This is a genomic window from Cellulophaga sp. BC115SP (assembly GCF_009905545.1).
In the GTDB taxonomy this organism is placed as follows: Bacteria; Bacteroidota; Bacteroidia; order Cytophagales; family Spirosomataceae; genus Flectobacillus; species Flectobacillus rivi.
Window position 1 is genome coordinate 20,809 of sequence record NZ_JAAALB010000010.1, and the last position, 22,171, is coordinate 42,979.

At 37.2% G+C, this 22,171-nt stretch carries 18 protein-coding genes; 9 read left to right on the forward strand and 9 right to left on the reverse strand.

Features of this window, described 5'->3' with window-relative positions; genetic code table 11:
• Positions 1 to 188: 188 nt before the first annotated feature.
• The 5 genes from GVN22_RS09895 to GVN22_RS09915 all read right to left on the reverse strand — a co-directional run bounded on the left by GVN22_RS09895 (position 189) and on the right by GVN22_RS09915 (position 5,639).
• Positions 189 to 1,595 (reverse strand): DUF3500 domain-containing protein, encoded by a 1,407-nt coding sequence (locus tag GVN22_RS09895; protein ID WP_166550872.1) that lies wholly within the window; start codon positions 1,593 to 1,595, stop codon positions 189 to 191.
• A 237-nt stretch (positions 1,596 to 1,832) separates the two neighbouring features.
• Entirely contained in the window at positions 1,833 to 2,900 is a 1,068-nt protein-coding gene (locus GVN22_RS09900; protein WP_166550873.1) for an acyl-CoA desaturase, read from the reverse strand.
• A gap of 298 nt (positions 2,901 to 3,198) precedes the next feature.
• A complete protein-coding gene (gene rlmN, locus GVN22_RS09905; protein WP_166550874.1) occupies positions 3,199 to 4,260 on the reverse strand; it encodes a 23S rRNA (adenine(2503)-C(2))-methyltransferase RlmN in 1,062 nt (353 codons plus the stop codon).
• Positions 4,261 to 4,591: 331 nt separating this feature from the next.
• A complete protein-coding gene (locus GVN22_RS09910; RefSeq protein ID WP_166550875.1) occupies positions 4,592 to 5,116 on the reverse strand; it encodes a CvpA family protein in 525 nt (174 codons plus the stop codon).
• 73 nt (positions 5,117 to 5,189) lie between these two features.
• The gene (locus tag GVN22_RS09915) at positions 5,190 to 5,639 is read right to left on the reverse strand and encodes a GatB/YqeY domain-containing protein (RefSeq protein ID WP_166550876.1); all 450 of its coding nucleotides are present in this window, start codon (positions 5,637 to 5,639) and stop codon (positions 5,190 to 5,192) included.
• 378 nt (positions 5,640 to 6,017) lie between these two features.
• On the opposite strand from GVN22_RS09915, the gene GVN22_RS09920 reads away from it, so the two are divergent.
• A complete protein-coding gene (locus tag GVN22_RS09920) occupies positions 6,018 to 6,743 on the forward strand; it encodes a pyridoxine 5'-phosphate synthase (protein ID WP_166550877.1) in 726 nt (241 codons plus the stop codon).
• 284 nt (positions 6,744 to 7,027) lie between these two features.
• Here GVN22_RS09920 and GVN22_RS09925 read toward each other — a convergent pair whose 3' ends face one another.
• Positions 7,028 to 7,390, reverse strand: a complete 363-nt coding sequence (locus GVN22_RS09925; protein ID WP_166550878.1) for a hypothetical protein — start codon at positions 7,388 to 7,390, stop codon at positions 7,028 to 7,030.
• 344 nt (positions 7,391 to 7,734) lie between these two features.
• Here GVN22_RS09925 and GVN22_RS09930 point away from each other — a divergent pair, with 344 nt between their 5' ends.
• The 4 genes from GVN22_RS09930 to GVN22_RS09945 all read left to right on the forward strand — a co-directional run bounded on the left by GVN22_RS09930 (position 7,735) and on the right by GVN22_RS09945 (position 13,143).
• Positions 7,735 to 8,940, forward strand: coding sequence for an acetyl-CoA C-acetyltransferase (locus GVN22_RS09930; protein ID WP_166550879.1), 1,206 nt, complete (start codon positions 7,735 to 7,737; stop codon positions 8,938 to 8,940).
• A 43-nt stretch (positions 8,941 to 8,983) separates the two neighbouring features.
• Positions 8,984 to 11,155 (forward strand): 3-hydroxyacyl-CoA dehydrogenase NAD-binding domain-containing protein, encoded by a 2,172-nt coding sequence (locus tag GVN22_RS09935; protein ID WP_205690843.1) that lies wholly within the window; start codon positions 8,984 to 8,986, stop codon positions 11,153 to 11,155.
• A 267-nt stretch (positions 11,156 to 11,422) separates the two neighbouring features.
• The gene (locus GVN22_RS09940) at positions 11,423 to 12,112 is read left to right on the forward strand and encodes a carotenoid biosynthesis protein (protein WP_166550880.1); all 690 of its coding nucleotides are present in this window, start codon (positions 11,423 to 11,425) and stop codon (positions 12,110 to 12,112) included.
• A gap of 152 nt (positions 12,113 to 12,264) precedes the next feature.
• The gene (locus GVN22_RS09945; RefSeq protein ID WP_166550881.1) at positions 12,265 to 13,143 is read left to right on the forward strand and encodes a MerR family transcriptional regulator; all 879 of its coding nucleotides are present in this window, start codon (positions 12,265 to 12,267) and stop codon (positions 13,141 to 13,143) included.
• A gap of 239 nt (positions 13,144 to 13,382) precedes the next feature.
• On the opposite strand, the gene GVN22_RS09950 is transcribed toward GVN22_RS09945, so the two are convergent.
• Positions 13,383 to 14,408 carry a DUF3089 domain-containing protein gene (locus GVN22_RS09950; RefSeq protein ID WP_166550882.1) on the reverse strand — a complete coding sequence of 342 codons (1,026 nt, stop codon included), beginning with the start codon at positions 14,406 to 14,408 and terminating at the stop codon, positions 13,383 to 13,385.
• Positions 14,409 to 14,631: 223 nt separating this feature from the next.
• Here GVN22_RS09950 and GVN22_RS09955 point away from each other — a divergent pair, with 223 nt between their 5' ends.
• Both GVN22_RS09955 and GVN22_RS09960 read left to right on the forward strand, forming a co-directional pair.
• Positions 14,632 to 17,727, forward strand: a complete 3,096-nt coding sequence (locus GVN22_RS09955; RefSeq protein ID WP_166550883.1) for a TonB-dependent receptor domain-containing protein — start codon at positions 14,632 to 14,634, stop codon at positions 17,725 to 17,727.
• A 424-nt stretch (positions 17,728 to 18,151) separates the two neighbouring features.
• Complete coding sequence (locus GVN22_RS09960; protein WP_095160999.1) at positions 18,152 to 18,346, forward strand: hypothetical protein; 195 nt, start codon at positions 18,152 to 18,154, stop codon at positions 18,344 to 18,346.
• 124 nt (positions 18,347 to 18,470) lie between these two features.
• Here GVN22_RS09960 and GVN22_RS09965 read toward each other — a convergent pair whose 3' ends face one another.
• Positions 18,471 to 19,286, reverse strand: a complete 816-nt coding sequence (locus tag GVN22_RS09965; RefSeq protein ID WP_166550884.1) for a phytanoyl-CoA dioxygenase family protein — start codon at positions 19,284 to 19,286, stop codon at positions 18,471 to 18,473.
• Between the two features lie 174 nt (positions 19,287 to 19,460).
• Here GVN22_RS09965 and GVN22_RS09970 point away from each other — a divergent pair, with 174 nt between their 5' ends.
• Positions 19,461 to 20,321 (forward strand): AraC family transcriptional regulator, encoded by an 861-nt coding sequence (locus tag GVN22_RS09970; RefSeq protein ID WP_166550885.1) that lies wholly within the window; start codon positions 19,461 to 19,463, stop codon positions 20,319 to 20,321.
• On the opposite strand, the gene GVN22_RS09975 is transcribed toward GVN22_RS09970, so the two are convergent.
• Positions 20,322 to 21,056: an RDD family protein gene (locus GVN22_RS09975; RefSeq protein WP_166550886.1), complete on the reverse strand. Its 735-nt coding sequence runs from the start codon at positions 21,054 to 21,056 to the stop codon at positions 20,322 to 20,324.
• Between the two features lie 70 nt (positions 21,057 to 21,126).
• Here GVN22_RS09975 and GVN22_RS09980 point away from each other — a divergent pair, with 70 nt between their 5' ends.
• The gene (locus tag GVN22_RS09980; protein ID WP_166550887.1) at positions 21,127 to 22,077 is read left to right on the forward strand and encodes a stage II sporulation protein M; all 951 of its coding nucleotides are present in this window, start codon (positions 21,127 to 21,129) and stop codon (positions 22,075 to 22,077) included.
• Positions 22,078 to 22,171 lie beyond the last annotated feature (94 nt).

A 22,171-nucleotide genomic window follows, 5' to 3' on the forward strand; every position in this document is an offset into this window, starting at 1 on the left:
AAGTGGCGAGTTTAGGAATATTGAGTTTAAGTATGTGGGTAATTTTATCTGCAGTAGGCATTAAGCCATTTGCCGTAGGCTAAAAGTATGAATGTGTTTCTAATAAAATCATGAATATATTTTTACTTAGTGCCTACGGCTTATTGCTTAAAGCATTATTAATGCAATTTTACATTCAACATTCATACTTAGTTGCTACCATAATCAGCTTTTCTATCTCTCCAAACTGAGTGAGGGTGATTCGCTGTTTTGACGATTACACCGCCTTGCATCGAAAACTCAATCCATACATTCGGACCATCAATTAATACATAATCACCTTTGGTGGTCAAGTCAGTTGTACCATAATACGAAATATAGGTATCTGCAATATCCGCTTTGTATTTAGCATAAATGGCAGCTGCAGCTTTATCATCCAAATCATCTGTATAGGTTTTGATAGCAGCCAACACCAACTCTTGTTGTGCCGAAGTCAAGTTACCAGCTTTTACACCTGTCTTCGTCGTTGGAAATTTATCATCCTGCGCTGGGCCTAAAATCAAATCATTTTGTGCCGCAGAACGTTTTGCTGTAGTCAATTCACTCGAACTTAAGCCTTTTAACATATTTGATAAAGCCGTCAGTTCTTGTTGAATTGGGTTGTAAGTCACTGTTTTCCAAGTATAGGTAGGAAATGGCTCAGTAGAGCGGAAAGAAGGTGTACCTCCCGTCATTTTTCCTCCATTGTAAGTATAAATGATGGTACCGTGGTGACCGCCTATCTGCAAGCACCAAAGTCCAGTTGTACTTGGAGTTCCTATAAAAGCAATATAATAATTGCCTGATCCATAGTCAGAGCCTCCTCCAATAGAATTCAAGTAATCATCTGCTGCCAAAATCCCTAAATATTCCGCATTACCTTCACTGGTTACAGAACTGGTTGCCACTTTAAGAAGATTGTAAAAAGCTGTCCATTGAGCAGTACTAAATGTACTTGATTGCAAACCTGAACGACCTCGATACAATCCTTCAGGTAGATTTGACCATTTTTGTGCATGAGCTTTGTTGTAGGTATCTTGTAATGAGGTGATTTGCGTAGACGTAAGCGTTGCTTTGAATGCTTCTGCCATAGCTACAATATTAGTAATATCGGTGTCTACAGACCATGTTGTTCCAGTACCATTTGACCCAGAAGAAGAACCTGAACCGGCGGTATTGACTGTTAAAGAAAATGTACATGATTGACCTGCCACCGTAATAGCAAAAGTAGCAGTACCACTTGAAGCTGGGGTTCCTGTAATGGCAAAGGTGACAGAGCCTGCTCCCGATGCCAATGTTCCTGCAGCAAGCGTAGCTGTCAAACCTGTTACGCCCGATGAAGCTACAGCAGTACCAGTAGCATAAGCACCTCCATTGCCACCCGTATAAGGCACAGTGGCGGTTCCTGTAAAGGCAGTTCCAGATACAGGAGTAGCCGAAAAGGTGGTAGATGAGCAGTTTAAGGCAGAAATAGACGCTGTAGCTGAAGTCGAGACTACGGATTCGTCCTGCTTGCAGCTTATGGCTATCAATGTAGTAAATAAAATTGCACTTGCAATCGTGATTTTGAATTTCATATCCTTGATGGGTTTTGATTGATTACAATACTTGTGACTTGTGGATATGAGGATTCGTTATTGAAAAATAGGTGATTAAAAGTGAAAAGGAAAAATCAGTAGGTGAATCGCCCAAAAGAAGATTTTGCACGACAAACTATCTATTTTAATAGACCATTTTAAAAGTAAAAGTCCATTGCATCAAAAATGACACAATGGACTTTTTATAATCAAATAGAGTTAATAACTCGCTATTACTTATGCTACTCCAACTTGTTTCAAATACATCACATGTGAACGTAAAGCACTCAAAACACTTGGATATTCAAGATATTCAATGCCAAATTGTTGACAAGTTTCTCTTACTAATTCGTTGATTTTTGGATAGTGAATATGGCTAATTTTAGGGAAAAGGTGGTGTTCTACCTGAAAATTAAGACCTCCAGTAAACCATGAAACAATTTTACTACGAGTGGCAAAATTAGCAGTAGTCTGGATTTGGTGAATAGCCCATTCTACATTAATCTTAGAAGTTTCCTCATCTGGCATTGGAAAGCTTGTATGCTCTACAACGTGCGCCAACTGGAATACAACTGCACTTACAAAACCACAAACAAAGGCAATAACAAAATAGCCAATCATTGCATCTACAATTCCCAAACGGTAAATTGGTAATACTACAAAAACTGCCACATAAGCAATCTTTGTACCCCAGAAAATAAGATGCTCTTTGGTATCCATCTTTCTGAATTTTGTTTCACCTACTTTTCCTGTAAAATATTTTTGAAAATCTTGCCAGTAAATCCATAACAAGTACGTCCAACCATACAAAAACACCCAATAAATGTACTGAAAACGGTGAAACCAATATTTTTCCTGAGTTGAGCTTACGCGAATCCAAGGTTTAATATCAATATCATCGTCCATCCCATCGATATTAGTAAATGAGTGGTGGTTGAAATTATGTTTAAATTTCCACAGATACACACTTCCGCCAATCATATTCAATGAATACCCCATCAATTCATTTACCCATTTACGCTCCGAAAAGCTTCCATGAGCGCCATCGTGCATGATGTTAAATCCAATCGCAGCCATATTAAAACCTAATAAAGCTGAAAGTAAAATAGACACCCAAGCTGTTGGTGTAAAAAACACCAAAATCAAATATAATGCTACCGCACTCGCAAGCAGGGTCGTTGATTTGAAATACAGCTTAAAATTACCTGTTGGCTTAATTTGGTTTGTTTGAAAATAATCGTTTACTTTTTTGCGTAATGCATTAAAAAAAACACTGTTCTTGTTGTTGAAACTTACTTTTTCCATTGAGATGGTTTTCTTGTATAATCAATTTTAAATCCCTTTACAGAGCTTTATTTTCAAAGATTATAGGGTTATTGAGTATTAGTTAGTGGGCAAAATTAAAATAATCTTATTCGCTTTAGGCTTTGGTAGGTTAAAGTTAAATAGTATTTCTCATGAAGTAATAGCAACTTTTTTGCCTAATGCCTATGGCTTACTGCCTAAAGTGTGTTAATGCAATTTTATTTTGCATTTATACTTAACTAGTTGTTAATTTTTTTGTTTAAAAAATGTACCATAAATATGTGGCACTACAAATGTATTAATTTTCAGTCTTTTTTTTACCTGCAAGTTGCCCACAAGCTGCATCAATATCTTTTCCTCTCGAGCGACGCACATTTACGACCATTCCTTTTTCTTCCAAAAACTTTGCAAATTTTTCCAAAGTCAATGGGTCTGTGTTAGTATAGTTTGCCTCCGCAATAGGATTGTATTCAATAATATTGATTTTACATGGAAATTGCTTAGCAAATTGCCAAAGCTCTTTAGCATCTTCCAAAGTATCGTTAAAGCGGTAAAACACAATATATTCGAGTGTAATTCTACTTCCTGTTTTCTTATAAAAATACTGTAATGCTTCTTTGAGTGCATCTAAGGTATTGCTCTCATTGATAGGCATGATTTGATTTCGCTTCACATCATTAGCAGCATGTAAAGACAAAGCCAAGTTGAACTTTACTTCATCTTCGCCCAATTTCTTAATCATTTTGGCAATCCCTGCTGTAGAAACTGTGATACGTTTGGGCGACATTCCCAAACCCTCAGGCGATGTAATATGCTCGATTGACTGTAATACATTGGCATAATTCAACAACGGCTCGCCCATACCCATGTACACGATGTTGGTCAATGGTGTTTGATAATGCCCTTCTGCTTGATCACGAATACGCACCACTTGGTCATAAATCTCAGCAGGATCAAGGTTGCGCTTGCGATCCATATAACCTGTAGCACAAAACTTACAAGTTAAAGAACAACCCACTTGTGAGGATACACAAGCAGTCATACGGTCATCTGCTGGAATAAGTACGCCTTCTACCAAATTTTGGTCAAATAACTGAAAAGAGGATTTAATCGTTTTGTCCGATGACACTTGTTTTTCAGCTACTGTAACCGCACGAATTTCAAAATTTTCGTCCAATACCTCTCTCATTTTTTTAGAGAGATTTGTCATTTCGTCAAAACTTTGTACGGATTTCTTCCAAAGCCACTCATATACTTGCTTGGCTCTAAATCCTTGCTCGCCTTTTTCTACCAAAAACTCTTTAATTTGGCTAAGACTCAGCTTTCTAATATCTTTTTTGTTAGCTACTACAACTTCCATAATAAACTTTATACTTAAATCGATATGAGTAAATATTAGCGCTATCATTTTGTGCACACTTTCGACGGCACTCCACATTTCTAATTCAATGCGCTACTCATGTCTTTTGTGGCTACAACTACCCTAGGATAGTCTAGTTTTAATAAACAAGTGATTGATTTTGCAAAGGTACGACTAATTTTTATGGGATTGATATTCAGAGAGGTAGTTAAATATAATGATTTATCGCATTTTATGGATTCATTGTATTTTTTTAAAAACTTATAAACAATTGCTATACAGTTTTTTACAATTTAATAACATTCTATTAGTTTGTTGTGGGAAAACAATTTTAGGATTTATGTGGCTCACTAAACCTCTTGATTTGTGTAGGGACTTTATCCACTGCTTTTTCTATAATTGAAGGAGCAAATGGTTTTACAATGGGTAATAAATAGTAAGGACCTTTCTCATTTTTGGGAGGAATCTGCATACCTATTGCTGAGCCAAGCCATAGGATAATACTAATACCAAAAGCCCAAGTCATGCCACCAACCAACGCACCTACCAAGGAATCAAACTGCCCCAATACCGTTGCTTTGATAGATTTGCGAAGTACCCAACCTAATTTGTTGATAAGATACACAATCGGGAAGAAGACCGCCCCAAAACCAACATAGGGCAATACCCTATCTGTTACCTTGCTTGTCATATAGGGCGATAACCAGTCCGAAGCTACACCTAGCGTTTTGAAGCCAATAATGACAGAAATAATAAAAGCCAAAATAGAAATTACTTCAATAATAATACCTCGTTGGTAGCCAATAAAAGCTCCCCAAAGGATTGGAAGAAGTATAAAAATATCAATGACTTTCACGAAATAGAAGGTTGAAAAAACTGTTGATTTTGAATAAATGTATCAAAATCAACAGTCAAAAATTTAAGAAAAATTATCCTAAAAGCGCTTTTACTGTAGCAGAAATAACTTTTCCATCTGCCAAACCCGCCAATTCTTTGGTAGCAACGCCCATTACTTTACCCATGTCTGAAGGAGCAGAAGCACCTACACGAGCAATGATTTCAGACAATTTTGCTTTTAATTCTTCTTCTGTTAATTGTTTTGGCAAAAATTCTTCAATTACAGTCAACTCTGCTTGTTCTTTTTCAGCCAAGTCGTTGCGACCTTGCGCCACGAATACTTCCATTGAATCTTTACGTTGTTTGGCTGCTTTTGTCAAAATTTTCATTTCAGCATCTGTAGTCAATTCGCCTGTACTGTTGCCTGATGTTTCTTCTAACAAAATCAAAGATTTGATAGCACGAAGCGCTCTCAAACGATCTTGATCTTTGGCACGCATGGCATCTTTGATACCACTTTCGATATTTGTTTTTAGTGACATGGTTCTATTTGATAAATAATTGTTTTAAAATTAAGGGGTATTAGCTGTAAGCATTAGGCTATAGGCTAACTAATGGTTTAGTATTAATGCAAAATAAAATTGCCTTAATACGCATTAAGCTGTAAGTCGTAGGTATTAGCCAAAGGCATATCATCAACTCTCTCTCATTGACTCGAAAACCGATAGCTGAAATCCAATACCCAAAATACTGTTTCTTACTTTTGAACAAAAATCATTCGCAAAACATTTCCATAACAGGAGCTATGCTATAACTTCACAGAAATTTTGTACAGTTTTTACAAAAATACAAAACTATTCAATCATTCACCATTACTCTCGACATTCAAGCACTTTTGTCGAGCATTGCTTTTGAATACTATGACTAAACTTAGTGTAAATATCAACAAGATAGCTACTATTCGCAACTCCAGAGGTGGCAACAATCCTAATGTAGTTAAAGTAGCTATGGACTGCGAACGATTTGGTGCAGAAGGCATTACCGTACACCCTCGTCCCGACGAGCGCCATATTCGTTATCAGGATGTGTATGATTTAAAAGAAATCGTCACTACAGAATTCAATATCGAAGGTAACCCTACCGAAGGTAAGTTTGTAGAGTTAGTGTTGGCAACCAAACCTACTCAAGTAACGCTCGTACCTGATGCACTTGGTGCTATTACTTCCAATGCAGGATGGGATACAATTGCGCACAAAAGTCGCTTACAAGATTTAATTGCGATGTTTAAAGAAGCAGGTATTCGTACATCAATTTTTGTGGATGCTGACGAGCGCATGGTTGAAGGAGCTAAAGAGACGGGCACTGACCGTATTGAGCTTTATACTGAGCCTTATGCTGAGCATTATATACAAAACCGTGAAGCAGCTATTAAAGATTTTGTAAGTGCTGCCCAAGTTGCCAATCAACTAGGTTTGGGTATCAATGCTGGACATGATTTGAGTTTGGAAAATCTTCGTTACTTCCAACAAAATATTCCTAACCTCTTAGAGGTATCTATTGGTCACGCTTTAGTGTGCGATGCACTCTATTATGGACTCGAAAATACAGTGCAATTGTATCTAAGAGAGACAAAGGCAATAGATTAAAGAAAAGGTGTCGAGGCTTTACTTGACACCTTTTCCATTTAACATCAATTTTCAGCAACTATAAAATAAATTAATAATTCAACCATTGACTTTTGTCAATATATGTTGCGACAAATAAATTTGTATTTACTAAATAACTAATCACAAAATTGTTGAACCAACTTGCTTAGTGGCGGCTGAGTAAAGGGTTAATTAAAATTGATACAACTTCTGACAAACTAAACAAACTTATTGTACAAAGTGGCGGCTTTGGATAATTGTGTTCTGTCTTGTCAGAAGTTTTTTTATATCTCCTTATCGCCAAGCATTTCTTGTCCTTGTACGACTACTTTAATGCCAACCACATTTCCATCTTTTCTGATAAAAAATACAGCAGCGCCATAATTAGCTTCTTCAAATTCGTCATCTTGTTTTTTACTCAATTTGGTTTCAGGATAATCCCCTGCCAAAGCCACCAATGAGCCATTTTTATAATAAATCTTAATTTTAGGAATCTGGTCGTTGGCTTGCATTTTATAACTCCCAAAATAGTCTTTGAAACTCAATGAATCAGCTTGTACTGAAATAGTCTGAGAAATCGTCATGTCAGACAACTGAGCTGTAGGCTGTCCTACCGAAAGCAGTGAAGCGATAAGTAAATGATGCATGGTTAAAATGTTTGAGTTGATTAAGAAATTTGGGAAAGAAATCCTAGACTATCAATTCATTTTCAAAGATTTAACAAGAACATAAATTTTACTTTTTTCAACAGAATGATTCTTGGTATAGGAAGCAAGAATCATTTATCCACAAAAATTATACTCCTTGCTAAGCTCTTCTATACATAAATATCTAAAGAAGATTTTTCACCAACAAGATACCAAATTCTCTACAAAACTAAATTTATTATTAAAAAAATTACATAAAATTATTATGCAAGCATACCTATTTACTTTAACTTAGCATTGTTATTCTTCTCTGGTATTCAAATCATCAAAAACTAGCTTTAACTATGAACGAAGCTTATATCTATGATGCCGTTCGCACACCTCGTGGTAGAGGTAAGTCTGATGGCTCACTTCACGATATTCAACCTGTACAATTAGCGCAACAAGTATTAGAACAACTCCGCGACCGCAACCAACTTGATACTTCGTTGGTCGATGATGTGATTATGGGCTGTGTAACGCCTATTGGTGAACAAGGTGCTGATATAGCTCGGACAGCTGTTTTGGCTGCGGGTTATCCACAATCAGTCGCAGGGGTACAAATCAACCGTTTTTGCTCGTCGGGTTTGGAGGCCGTCAACATGGCTGCTGCTTATATCATGTCTGGTCAGCAAGAATTGATGATTGCAGGAGGTATCGAATCAATGTCACGTGTGGCGATGGGTGCCGATGGTGGTGCAATGATGATGAATCCACAACTTATCGCAACCCACAAATTTGTTCCTCAAGGTATCTCAGCAGATTTGATTGCCACCAAATATGGTTACTCACGTCAAGCTGTTGACCAATTTGCGGTTATATCACAACAACGTGCAGCAATAGCTCATGCAGATGGACGCTTCAACCATTCAATGTTTGGGGTAAAAGATGAAATAGGAATTGAGGTGCTCAACTATGATGAAGGTATGCGACCCGATACCACAGTAGATGGTTTGGCAAAACTTCGCCCTTCTTTTGAAATGATGGGACAAATGGGACTCGACCATTTGGCACTGATGAAATATCCAGAACTTAATGAAATCAATCACGTACATCACGCAGGAAATTCCTCACAAATTGTAGATGGTTCTGCTGGAATATTGATAGGAAATAAAGCCATTGGTGAAAAATTGGGATTGAAACCAAGAGCTAAAATTTCTGCCTTTGGAGTTTGTGGTTCTGAGCCTACTATAATGCTAACAGGTCCGATTCCTGCTACACAAAAAGTGCTCAAACGCAACGGGATGAACATTCAGGATATAGACTTATTTGAGATAAATGAGGCATTTGCAGCTATTCCCATGTTATTTATGGACGTTTTGGGAGTTGATCACAGTAAAGTTAACGTAAACGGAGGAGCTATTGCTTTGGGACATCCACTTGGTGCTACAGGGGCAATCATTTTGATGACATTACTTGATGAATTGGAGCGTACAGGCAAAGGCACTGGACTTGCCAGCTTATGTATTGGAGGAGGTATGGGAATCGCCACCGTTATTGAGCGTATTTAGAGTTTGCTCTACAATACTTAAATGATGATTCAATTTCTATTTAATGAAGACACAAATGATTACTATCAATATCCAAAACAATATAGCTGTCCTAGGCATTAATATTGCCAATCAGCCTATGAATGTGCTCAACAATGAATCTATTCCTGCATTGTCCGAAGCACTTGAAAAAGTGTATACCAATCCTGATGTTAAAGGAATTATTCTGACCTCAGAACGACCTGAGTTTATTGCAGGGGCAGATTTGAAAATGATTCTTCAAAATAATGGACGAGCGCCAGAAGAACTTTTCAAACTTTCTATGAGTCTGAATACCATTTTCCGAAAAATGGAAACCAACGGCAAACCTATCGTGGCAGCTATGAATGGTACGGCATTAGGCGGAGGCTATGAGGTTTGTTTGGCTTGTCATCATCGGGTTGCACTCAATAATCCAAAATCCATTATTGGTTTACCAGAAGTAACCATTGGCTTGTTGCCAGGTGGAGGCGGTACACAACGTCTACCCCGTATGATTGGAATGGAGGCGGCCGCGCCGCTATTGCTCGAAGGGAAAAGAGTTTCGCCTAAAGATGCTTTGGCACTAGGTATGGTCGACCAATTAGCTGACTCGCCCGAAGAAATGTTACAAAAAGCCGTAGAATGGATAGAAACTCATCCTATTGCTGTACAGCCTTGGGATGAAGTGGATAAAAAAACAGGTAAGATTAAGGCAAGAGAAAATTTTAAAGTGCCAGGAGGAAATGTCTTAACGCCTAAAGGTGTTCAGTTGATGATGGGCGGTACTGCCATGACCCTTACCAAAACCCAAGGAAATTATCCTGCACCTATCGAAATTATGTCATGTGTGTACGAGGGCTTACTCGTCAATATTGACCGAGGTATTGTTATCGAAGCTCGTCATTTCGTAAAAGTAGCCAACTCGACAGTTGCCAAAAATCTTATCAGAACGACCTTTTTTGGACTCAACGAAGTCAATAAAGGAGCAGGAAGACCCAAAAATGTCCCACCAACGCAAATCAACAGTATCGGAATTTTAGGTGCTGGCATGATGGGCGCTGGTATTGCTTATGTATCGGCGTTGGCAGGTTTGAAAGTGGTATTAAAAGATACTTCACTTGAAAATGCGGAAAAGGGTAAAGATTACTCTCGTAAACTACTACAAAAAGGTATTGAGCGTGGTAAAATGACTGCCGAAAAAGCAGAGCAAATTTTAACGCTTATTCATACGACCGATATTTACGAACCACTTCAGGGCGTAGATTTGATTATTGAGGCGGTGTTTGAAAATCCTAACCTTAAGGCTAGTGTTACACAAGAGGCAGAACAATTCCTACGAGAAGATGGCTTATTTGCTTCAAATACTTCCACGCTTCCTATTACAGAACTGGCAAAAGCTACCCAAAAACAAGAGAACTTTATAGGTATTCACTTCTTTTCACCTGTAGATAAAATGCAATTGGTAGAGATTATCGTTGGTAAACAAACCAGTGAATATGCTCTCGCTATGGCAATGGATTACGTCAAGAAAATCCGCAAGACGCCAATTGTCGTAAATGACTCGAGAGGTTTTTATACTTCGAGAGTATTTAGCACTTATACTTCTGAAGGATTAGAGTTGTTAAAAGATGGCGTAAATCCTGTGGTAATTGAAAATGTGGCTAAGCAAATGGGCTTTCCTGTTGGACCATTGGCAGTTTCAGATGAGGTTGCGTTAGATTTGGCTTACAAAATTTCGCACGAGTCTGTACAAGCTGGCGTACTATCGCCAGACGATACGGCGTATCAAATCAGTAAGCAGTTTACCGAAATGGGACGTTTAGGTAAAAAAGCCAAAGCAGGCTTTTATGAATACCCTGACCCATCTACAGGAAAGAAAAAGTATCTTTGGGAAGGGTTATCTCAATTATTTCCCTTAAATTCATTCCAGCCTTCTGCCGAAGACATCAAACAGCGACTTTTTTATCGTCAAGTACTCGAAACGGTAAAGTGTTTTGAAGAGGGAGTTCTTAGAACCCCACTCGATGCCGATTTGGGATCTATTTTTGCTTGGGGATTTCCTGCTTATTTGGGAGGAACACTTTCTTTTGTGGATACAGTGGGAATTGTGAATTTTGTAAAAGAATGTGATAGATTGGCTGATACCTACGGAGAACGTTTTAGACCAACAACCCAACTTCGTGAAATGGCTAAAGCGAACAAAGGATTTTATTGATTTCTGACTAGAGATTATTGAACGAGACATTCTTAAAGAACCGACTTTTCATATCTCAATATTTGATAAACTTTTTTTACCTTGACTAAATTTAAAATGCTAGGCTTTGAGATTTTCTCGAAGCCTACTTTTTTATATACTCCCTCCATTTTAAACCTTTCGGTCTTAGATATGTTAATCTAATAAAGGCATATATTGCTTATGTGTGTAACTTTCACTCAACAAACATACAAATCTCAACTAGACTTTTTTTGATTAAGAACATTTATGACAATACGTTCGCTACGGCAATTACTCACCGAAAAATATACAAAAACAACCCAGTTCATTCTAACCTTGATGTATGTTGTAGGGTTAATTGGGTTGCAGGTTCCTGTGTTAAAGCCTATTTTTCAAGAATTATCGGCTTTTAATTTATGGGTGTCTGCTGGTTTACTGTTGATTTTCCATCAAGATTTTCATAAAAACTTTATCATTCTAGGTGTCATTTGCTATTTAGTGGGCTATTGGATTGAAGTAATTGGAGTACACACGGGCGTTATTTTTGGAGTGTATCAATATGGTGCAGGTTTAGGCACAAAGCTATTTAAAGTACCGCTGGTAATTGGTACAAATTGGTTCATATTGGTGTATTGTAGCGGTATTTTTGGGGAAAAATTCAAAGAGTATTTCAAGCTTTCATGGCATCCCATTATCCAAGGAATTTTTATTGGAACTATAATGACTAGCTTGGATTACCTCATAGAGCCTGTAGCGATAGCTTTAGATTTTTGGCAATGGGAAAATAATATTATCCCTATTCGTAATTATGTCGCTTGGTGGATTATTGCCGCCATCTTAGGTTATTACTTTAGTATTAGTAAGTTTGATAAGCATAACCCATTAGCTATTTTACTACTTTTTTTACAATGCTTTTTCTTCTCAGGGCATACAATTTTATTTATGTTGAATAATTGAATTAATTTTGTTGAAAAATAAAACCTTTTTATTGAACAAAGGCTTTACCTCTTACTATTTGGATAAATATCTCAAACAAAAAGAAATCAAGACTAGAATTCCTCTTTTTCTAGTTCGGGTGCAAGGGCAACAAGACTAACAATACCACAACCATGAGCAATTATTCTATCAAGGATCTCGAACAGTTATCGGGTATAAAAGCACATACTCTCAGAATTTGGGAGCAACGATATGATATTCTCAAACCTACACGTACAGATACTAATATTAGGACTTATGATGATGTAGATTTGAAGCTGGTATTGAATATTGCGTTGCTGAAGGAACACGGCTATAAAATTTCGGAAATTGCTCAAATGAGTGCTGAATCGATGGCTCGTGAGGTGATGGTTATTTCGGATAAGCAAATGAATTATCCTGATCAAATACATGCCTTAACGATTTCGATGTTGGACTTAGATGAGGAGCGTTTCGAAAAAATTATCAGTACTAATACTTTACAGTTTGGGTTTGAAAATATGATGATAAACATCATTCATCCCTTCTTAAGCCGTATTGGTACGCTATGGATGACAGGTTCGATTGGACCTGCGCAAGAGCATTTTATCTCAAATTTGATTCGTCAGAAAATTATCGTAGCAATAGATGGACAATTACCCTCGTTAAAAGTTGGGGCAAAAAAGTATCTTTTATTTTTACCTGAGGGCGAATTACATGAAACAAGTTTATTATTTGCTAACTATTTAGTACGTGCACGACAAAACAAAGTGGTGTATTTAGGACAAAGTCTTCCTTTCGAAGAACTCGTATTTGCTTATAATGTACACAAGCCAGACTATTTGTTTACAGTCATTACAAGCGTACCTGCACAAGACGAAATTCAAAAGTATGTATATAAATTAGCTCATACTTTTCCTAATACCAAAATCTTGATTACTGGTTATCAAGTTATCGGTCAAGACCTTGACTGCCCTGATAACGTTGAGATTTTAACACAAGTAAAGCATCTTATTTCTTTTGCAGAAGAGTAGGTTTTGTTTAGTCGTTAGCAATTTAGTTTGCGGTTTTAAAATCATCAATGAATAAAGGCACAAAGTGATTAGTTACTTTGTGCCTTTATTCATTAATACGCTGTAAGCCGTAGGCATTAGGCAAAAGAGCTTAAATTATTTCATGAGAAATTCATTTCAACTTTTAGCCTACAGCATAAAGCCTAGAGCTTAATGCGGGTAAAATTTATTTTAATTTTGCCTACTAACTTACCTATCAATTACTTGTCTCGCCAATAGTTTTCCACTCTATTTTTTACATTTTCTCTAATATTTCCATAGAATAAATTATAGTCAGCACGATGCCAAATTTTGGTATTTAGCAAAAATCTACCTTTTACATAAGGCTTATTAATCCAGAGCATTCCTGCATGGTTTTGAGCATCTACAGCTTCAGGCACATAAGTAAATTTGAGTCCCACACCTCCTTTACTCAAAGAACGAGGAGCAAATTCCTCATCAAGTTTCCATGTCAATGGGTTGGTACTAATCGAAGTATTAAGCCCTTCGTTGTACCATGATGGATAATAATCTCTAGCATAGGTATTCCACGAGACAAAACAGCCTGTTTGGTCTCCATTTTCACAAGCTTTGATTGACTCAAAAGTATTAAGTTGCGTGGCAATACCCACCAAATAAGCCGCTACAAATTGTTTCTGTAGAGGTTTTAGATCAAAAAACTCTTTTATCAATCTTTTAGCATGTACAGTTCCTTGGCTATGCGAAGCAATCACAATAGGGCGACCTTGATTGTAATGTTGAAGGTAATATTCAAAAGACGCCTTTACGTCCGAATACGCCAAATCTAAGGATTTTACTTTATCGGTCAAATCCTTGGTAACAAACGCATGATAATGTGCCTGACGATAACGCGGCGCATATACACGACACGAGCCATTAAATACCGACGCCTGATTGAGAATGGTAGATTCATCTACTTTTTGATTCATATCGGCATCATTCACATCGGCATTCCAATCAGATGGACCTTGAGGCTTTTGTGTGTAAATAGTAGGGTGAATAAAAAAAACATCCACCTTAGCTTGTGCCTGATTATCAGCAAAATCTGACTTCAAGGGCACTTGGTCGGCAGGATCATTTTTGTCAGGTAACGATGCCCAATGCTCCTTCAAGGCATAATTTGGCTTGGAAGGATTCGTATTTTCATTATAATGGCTCTGTATTTGATAAGGAACTCTTTGACAAGAAAGAATAAGCCATGCAAAAATCAGGAGGTAAAAACGCATAAGTTATCTTATTGTATGATTTTTTGAAAAATTTGTAAAAAAACCATTTTTATATTAACTAAATTCTCTAAACATTAGTTAGATTTACGAATCAAACAACTGTTTAGTTGAGAAGAGTTTAAAATCGTTTTGAAACACAAACGGTATAGTTTTCAAACAATTGTAAATCTACTATTCTTTTTGAAGTAAACAGTTTTCGTAATCTTAATTCACTAAAAAACGTATGAACAAACTATCTACTACAATAAGACTACTTACCAGTGTCTTATTTCTATTCTGTGCATTCACAAGCTTTTCGCAGACTGTTATTACAGGTAAGGTTTTTGACTCTGCTACTAAAGAAAAGCTCATCGGGGTTAGTATTGCGGTAAAAGGAAAAGTGATTGGTACAATTACAGATGCCAAGGGAAATTTCTCTTTAAAAACAAACACGCCTGTTCCTTTCACAATTGCGGTATCAAGTGTGGGTTATGCTACTCAGGAACTTAAGGTGACAGATAAAACTTCGGATTTCTCTATTGCTTTAGAAGAACAAACTGTAATGGGACAAGAAGTAGTAGTTGCTGCTTCCAGAGTAGAAGAAAGCGTAATGAAATCGCCTGTTTCTGTGGAAAAAATGGATTTGAAAGCTATCCAACAAACAGCCTCAAATAACTTTTATGACGGCTTAGCCAACTTGAAAGGCGTTGATATGGCTACACAAGGGTTGTTATTCAAATCTATCAATATGCGTGGATTTGGCTCGACAGGTAACCCTCGTATTGTTCAAATGATTGATGGAATGGATAACTCTGCTCCAGGTTTGAATTTTGCAGTAGATAACATCATTGGTATGCCAGAACTAGACGTTGAAAATGTAGAGGTATTGCCTGGTGCTGCATCAGCGCTTTACGGTCCAAATGCTATCAACGGTTTGGTTTTGATGAATAGTAAAAGCCCATTCTTATATCAAGGTTTGAGCGCAAACGTAAAATCGGGTATTATGCACGCTAGCAACCGTAGTACGGCAACGACTCCGTTTACAGATATGTCGGTTCGTTTTGCGAAAGCATTTAATAACAAAATTGCCTTCAAATTAAACTTCTCGTATATCCGTGCGAAAGACTGGGAAGCTACTAATTATACCAACCTCAACTTAGGAGGTAATGCAGATCCTAGCCGTGGAGCGGGTACAAAAACTGACTATGACGGTATGAACGTGTATGGCGATGAAATTCAAACTAATTTGAATTCGTTGAATGCAGCGTTGCCAAATGCAAACGTGAGCCGTACAGGTTATATGGAAAAAGACTTGGTAGACAACAATACGAAATCTTTGAAATTTAATGGTGCTGTACATTATCGTTTAACAGAAAAAGTAGAAGCAATTGCTCAATTAAACTACGGTGAAGGTACTACGCTTTATACTGGTACTGGTCGTTATTCGTTGCGTGACTTCAATATTACTCAAGCGAAATTAGAATTACGTGGCGACAACTTCAACTTGCGTGCCTATACTACTCAGGAGCGTTCAGGTGGTTCGTACACTGCTGGTTTAGCTGCGGTAGGTATGCTCAACGAAATCAAATCGAATACTGCTTGGTATACCGAATATACAGGTGCATTTTTACAAGCTCGTCAGGCAGGTGCGGCAGAAGATGCAGCACACCTAGCTGCTCGTCAGTTTGCAGACCGCAATATGCCAGCTCCAGGTTCGGCTGCTTTTAATACTTTACTAGAAAAATACCGTAACCTTCCTATTACACAAGGTGGTGGTGCTTTTGCAGATAGAAGTAATATGTACCATGTAGAAGGTTTCTACAACTTCAAAAATGAAATCAAGTTTTTGGATTTGACAGTAGGCGCTAACTTCCGTAATTATGAATTGCGCTCGGCAGGGACATTATTCTCGGATATGAAAGAGGGAAGAAACGGCTCAATTTCTATTAATGAATACGGTGGTTTTATCCAAGCATCAAAAAATCTATTAAACGACCACTTAAAACTAACAGGGTCGTTGAGATATGATAAAAACCAGAATTTTGAGGGACAATACACACCACGTTTCTCTGCGGTATTATCACCTAACCAAGACCATAACTTCCGTTTGTCATACCAAACAGGTTTCCGTATTCCTACTACTCAAAACCAATATATCGACCTAGCTACTCCAGCAGGAACATTGATTGGTGGATTACCAGAATTTGATGCTCGCTATAAATTAGCAACGGGTGTAACTCGTGAGACCTTGACAGCTTTTGCTTCAGACCTTGCTAAGAATGGTGCTAATTCAAAATACCTTACAGACGCAGTAAAAGCTGCCGCTGTACAATATGCAACAGCAGCAGTAACAGCGCAATTGGCAACTATTCAACAAGCAGTAATTGCAGCAGTACAAGCTCAAGTAACAGCAGCAGTAACAGCACAAGTACAAGCAGCAGTAGCAGCAGGTCAACTTCCAGCTGCCAATGCACCAGCGGCAATCCAAGCAGGTGTAACGCAACAAATGTCTTCTGCTCCAGTACAAACTTTAATTCAGACAAACGTTCAAAATACGGTTAAACAAAAAGTAACAGAAGTAGCTACTCAAGTAACTCCAGCTTACGCTTTAGCCGCATTGCCTAAATACAAAGCAAAACCATTGACTACTGAAAAAATTCAGTCTTACGAAATTGGTTACAAAGGCTTAATTGCAAAACGCTTGTTTGTTGATGCATCATATTACTATAGTGTTTACAAAAACTTTATTGGTGGTGCAACTATCGTAGTACCTACAGCAGCGGCTGGTCCTGGCTTACCAATCGAATCAGGTTTGGGTAGCGGTAGTACTCGCGCTGGTTATTCAAGAGTAGCCAACTCTGACGAAGATATTACCATTTCGGGATGGTCAGCGGGTTTGAACTACTCATTAGACAAAGGTTACTCAGTAGGTGCAAATATCTCACATAACCAAATGAATAATTTCGTTGCCTCTACAGAAGTACCTTATGCTGGTTTTAACACACCATCATACAGCATGAAGTTTAACTTTGGTAAGCGTATCACAAGTGGTAGCAAATGGGGTTATAATGTATCATTCCGTCATCAAGATGCATTTACTTGGGAATCGAGCTTCCCATTGCCGACAACAACTGATGTACCTATTTTCACAAATACAGTTGTTCCTGCTATCAATAACTTGGATGCACAATTCAGCTATAAAGTAGCGCCAATTAAGTCGATTATCAAAGTGGGTGCAACTAACCTATTTGGTAATCCATATTTCCAAGCGTATGGTAGTGCTTCGGTAGGTTCAACGTACTACATTGGTATTACTTTCGATGAATTATTAAACAAATAATATTTTGGTGAATATGAGTCATCTCATATTTAGTGATTGAGCGAATGAGTGATTATTTTTAATGTGAATTTTACTTGTAGAGACGCAATGTTTTGCGACTAAAGAGTTATCATTCTGAAATATAGTATCAAAAAGGGCGGTCGAAATTAGTTTTTCGACCGCCCTTTTTGATATTACTATGCTATGTTTTACTTGGCATAGGACGCAATGCTTTGCGTCTCTACAGCTAAAATACAAATTTTAGAATAATCACTCATTCACTCAATTGTAAATCACTAAATTAGGAATGCCTCCCTTTTTTTATACTTAAATCTCAAAGCTTTCGTTATCTAAGAACTACTAATTCAGCAATATCTATTTACTTTGCTTTTAATTTTGTCCGTTATCACTCAGTCATTTTCCTATATAACAACGCCAAGCACTTATGAAAAAGGTAATTTTATTGGGTTTTGCTATATGTTGCTTACAACTAGAATCGGAAGCTAATACGGTAGAATATAAGTCTGCCGAAACACATATCTCAGCATCAACTACCAAAAGCACATATAAAAGAAGACGTAAAAAAGGATTTTTATGGGGTTTGTTCCGTAAAAAAGACTGCGGCTGTCCCAAACATTAAGACTATTACATCATAGCATGAAAAATAAATAATCCGTTCAGAAGTTTAATCTGAACGGATTATTTATGTAAAGCGATACACCTACACAAGTGTACCACATATTACTTACTTCTACTTACACATCTTAATTCAAAATAGGATTTAACTCAGATGCTACTAAGCTACCAACAGGTAAACCCTTTATCCATCGCTGACGGTCAGCTTCTTGATGAGTATTTTGCGGTTCAGAAACTTTTGCTCCATCGGCTACAAAAATAATCGTCATCACTTCCCTTGTCTTTGAAGAGTTATTTCCTGGAGCATTGTGCAAAGTCCAGCCAGCATGAAAAGTAGCATCGCCTGCTTTCATGGAGGAGGCTCTTACAATAGGATAGCCTTTTTCTTCTACAATATTCTTTAGCACATCGTCCGACTTATCAGAAATGGCGAGGTTACCTAAAAAGCCTAATTCATGTGAGCCTGAGGCAAAGGTAAGCATACCCATTTCTTCCGAAATATCTATCAAAGGCATCCACATTGTAATCGTATTGCTGGTATCGATAGGCCAATAATACTGGTCTTGATGCCATGGCGTATGACCGCCGCCTGCTTCTTTAAAAAGCGCTTGGTCATGGTACAAACGTACTTTTTCGACCCCCATCAAATCAGCAGCGATTTGAGCAAATCGTTTGGCAAAAGTAAATTTCTTGATGTCTTCATCTACTTCCCAAAGATTCATCACTTGCAGAAACGCTTTGCCATAAGTGTCTCGCTCTGACATGTCACGAAATTCAGTATTGAATCTTTCTACTCCATTATGGATTAAGTGTCTGTAAAGTTTTATGTCTTCAGAGTTGACTATGTTATGCAACAAAATATGTCCATTTTGCTGATATTCTGACTGTTGTTGAGCATTAATCGGATACATAGATGATAAGTCGGGAAAGGATAAACTAACCATACATTTAATAGTAAAATAATAACAAGTTTCAGTTCTAATACTGTATTCTTGATTTTTGATGAAGGCAAAATAACATGAATTTTTTCAGGAGAATTTTGTCGTTTTTTACCAATATTTGTGCATTTTTACCTATTCCCTATCAATATCCTTATATTGAGTATAATTTTTATCAAAATGAAAGCCTCCTTAGAGCAATTAGATAATGGTTTGAATCAATCCTTAGGGTTCAGACATTTTAGTTTGCCATATTTTGACGCTCCTTACCATTTTCATCCTGAATATGAGTTAACTCTCATTGTAAAAAGTGAAGGCAAAAGATACATAGGGAATCATGTAGCAGATTTTAGTGCTGGCGATTTGGTTTTGATGGGTCCTAATCTGCCTCATTGTTGGAAAAATGAAACGATAGGCATGGAAGATTCGTCACAGGCTGTAGTGGTACAATTTAAAGCAGATTTTTTGGGAGAAAAATTTTTCTCCATACCCGAAATGCAAGCGGTTAGTCATTTATTAGATAAATCGGCTTCGGGTTTGGTTATCACAGGAAAAACGAGAAATAGAATTGCGAAGGAATTAATTTTCTTACTCAATGTCCCCCCTGTTCAGAAAGTTTTAGGCTTGTTAGATTTGTTAAATACCATAGCACAAGCGCCACAAGATTATCAGATTTTAGAAAGTCAAAATCAAGCATATCAATTAGCAAAAGTCGATTTAGAGCGAATCAATAAGGTTTATGCGTATGTGATTGAAAACTATACGCAGGAAGTTCACTTGGAAACAGCCGCGTATTTGGCCAATATGACCGAAACGGCTTTTTGTCGATATTTCAAAAAAGTTACGAAGAAAACCTTTCTCGATGTAGTTACTGAATATCGTATCAAACACGCTTGTAATTTGTTGATTGGTACCGACAAACAAGTAGCGGAAGTATGTTTTGAAAGTGGTTTTGGCAATGTATCACATTTCAACAAGCAATTCAAAACCTTTACAGGACAAAGTCCGCTTGGATATCGTAAACTTTTTCAAACAATGTGATTATTCGTCACCATAAGCCATCAAGAAAGTATGGTCATTTATAACTTGTGTCAAAAAGGCATTATCGTCAAGACTTGACTCTATTTGCATGATTTCTTTCAGCTTTTGGGCTGTTTGACTCTGCAAGCGCTCATCTTGTGTTTCTTCGACTCTTTGAATTACTTGACGGATAATTTCAATATCGGCATCAGACAATAAGCTTACTTCTGGAATCATGACTTCGTAGGCTTCATCGAGTACTGGCTGTCGGAGCGCATCGAGTGAAACCTTGGGCTCTATACGCACAACAGTAGTACCAGCTACCATATCTCCCAAACGTTGCCCTTTACCACCTGCTGCAATGGCTACTACACCAACCCATTGACCAAAAATACTAAAATCAATAATTCTAAAAATCCAACGTAAGATATAGGCGCCAATAGTAGGGGCACTACCATCCAACTTAATCACTTTGATATTTCGAGCTCTTTTCCCAATGCTTTGTCCATTGAGCCAAATTTCGCAAATTAAATCATAAAAAAAGAGGGGCAAAATACCAAATCCAAAGAAAAGAATAGTTCTGATTCTGTTGTTGAATAGACTGTCATCCAACCATGTAGCAATTAAAGAAAAAACAAGAATCCAAGCGAAATAGACTACCAAATCAATCAAATATGCGATAATTCTATCTCCGATACTAGCTGGTGTAAAAGCTACTTCGACATTTTGAGCTGTCCGTATTTTTATTTTACTCATTATCTATCACAGTGGTAAAGTTATTTTGATATATTGCTTAAAATTAAACTACCTTAAGCAAAAATCCACCATGAGAGAGGCATTATTTAAGAAACAAAATCTTGATAAATGGCAATCTTTTGAAGAAGATGTACAAAGTATTCATTCTGATACACTAGCCGAAAGATTTATAGAATTAACCGACGATTTGGCCTATGCTCAAACGTTTTACCCTAGTTCAACGACTACTCGTTATTTGAATGAATTAACGGCTCAATTTTATCGAAAAATTTACGCCAATAAGAAAGAATCCTCCAATCGTTTTGTTGAGTTTTGGAAGTTTGAAGTGCCTTATCTCTTGTTTCGTTTTCGAAAAGAGCTTTGGGTAGCTTTCTGTATTACATTTATTTCGGCAGTAATTGGGGCTATATCGGTGGCACACGACGATACTTTTGCTCGACTGATTTTAGGCGATGATTATATCGATATGACGCTTGAAAACATTCGAAAAGGAGACCCTTTGGCAGTGTATGGAGGTAGCGATCCGCTAATGATGTTTTTGGAGATTACCTCAAATAATATCAAAGTATCTTTTGTTTGTTTTGTAATGGGCTGTTTTTTCTCGGCAGGCACTGCGTATATGCTTATCACCAATGGAATTATGCTAGGAGTATTTCAATATTTTTGTTATCAGCAAGGTTTTCTAAAAGTATCTTTATTGACAATTTGGTTGCATGGCGTTTTAGAAATCTCTTCGATAATTGTGGCAGGGTGTGCGGGATTAGTGATGGGGAATAGCCTTTTATTTCCTCGAACCTATTCGCGTATGGAATCTTTCAAGATTGGCGCAAAAAATGGCATTAAAATCGTTATTGCTTTAGTACCTTTGTTTATTATGGCTGGCTTTATCGAAAGTTTTATTACACGCCAGCATCTAAATATCTTTTACAGTTTGCTCATAATTGTACCGTCTTTCCTATTTATTGTGTGGTATTTTATCGTATATCCTCAAAAAGTATTTCAAAAAAGTCAGTTGTCTTAAAATACAACACTAATAGGAATGAATTTTGAGTTTAAAATTTGAAAAATCTCCACTTGCCATTTTACACAATATTTACGAAAAGACCATTGAGCAA

Bases quoted from the DNA above. Each gene is read 5' to 3' on its own strand.
- GVN22_RS09925 (WP_166550878.1), bottom strand. From the start codon at position 7,390: ATGCATCATTTACTTATCGCTTCACTGCTTTCGGTAGGACAGCCTACA.
- GVN22_RS09975 (WP_166550886.1), bottom strand. From the start codon at position 21,056: ATGAGTAAAATAAAAATACGGACAGCTCAAAATGTCGAAGTAGCTTTT.
- GVN22_RS09900 (WP_166550873.1), bottom strand. From the start codon at position 2,900: ATGGAAAAAGTAAGTTTCAACAACAAGAACAGTGTTTTTTTTAATGCA.
- GVN22_RS09965 (WP_166550884.1), bottom strand. From the start codon at position 19,286: ATGGTTAGTTTATCCTTTCCCGACTTATCATCTATGTATCCGATTAAT.
- GVN22_RS09915 (WP_166550876.1), bottom strand. From the start codon at position 5,639: ATGTCACTAAAAACAAATATCGAAAGTGGTATCAAAGATGCCATGCGT.
- GVN22_RS09895 (WP_166550872.1), bottom strand. From the start codon at position 1,595: ATGAAATTCAAAATCACGATTGCAAGTGCAATTTTATTTACTACATTG.
- GVN22_RS09950 (WP_166550882.1), bottom strand. From the start codon at position 14,408: ATGCGTTTTTACCTCCTGATTTTTGCATGGCTTATTCTTTCTTGTCAA.
- GVN22_RS09940 (WP_166550880.1), top strand. From the start codon at position 11,423: ATGACAATACGTTCGCTACGGCAATTACTCACCGAAAAATATACAAAA.
- GVN22_RS09960 (WP_095160999.1), top strand. From the start codon at position 18,152: ATGAAAAAGGTAATTTTATTGGGTTTTGCTATATGTTGCTTACAACTA.
- GVN22_RS09955 (WP_166550883.1), top strand. From the start codon at position 14,632: ATGAACAAACTATCTACTACAATAAGACTACTTACCAGTGTCTTATTT.
- rlmN (WP_166550874.1), bottom strand. From the start codon at position 4,260: ATGGAAGTTGTAGTAGCTAACAAAAAAGATATTAGAAAGCTGAGTCTT.
- GVN22_RS09980 (WP_166550887.1), top strand. From the start codon at position 21,127: ATGAGAGAGGCATTATTTAAGAAACAAAATCTTGATAAATGGCAATCT.
- GVN22_RS09920 (WP_166550877.1), top strand. From the start codon at position 6,018: ATGACTAAACTTAGTGTAAATATCAACAAGATAGCTACTATTCGCAAC.
- GVN22_RS09930 (WP_166550879.1), top strand. From the start codon at position 7,735: ATGAACGAAGCTTATATCTATGATGCCGTTCGCACACCTCGTGGTAGA.
- GVN22_RS09970 (WP_166550885.1), top strand. From the start codon at position 19,461: ATGAAAGCCTCCTTAGAGCAATTAGATAATGGTTTGAATCAATCCTTA.
- GVN22_RS09945 (WP_166550881.1), top strand. From the start codon at position 12,265: ATGAGCAATTATTCTATCAAGGATCTCGAACAGTTATCGGGTATAAAA.
- GVN22_RS09935 (WP_205690843.1), top strand. From the start codon at position 8,984: ATGAAGACACAAATGATTACTATCAATATCCAAAACAATATAGCTGTC.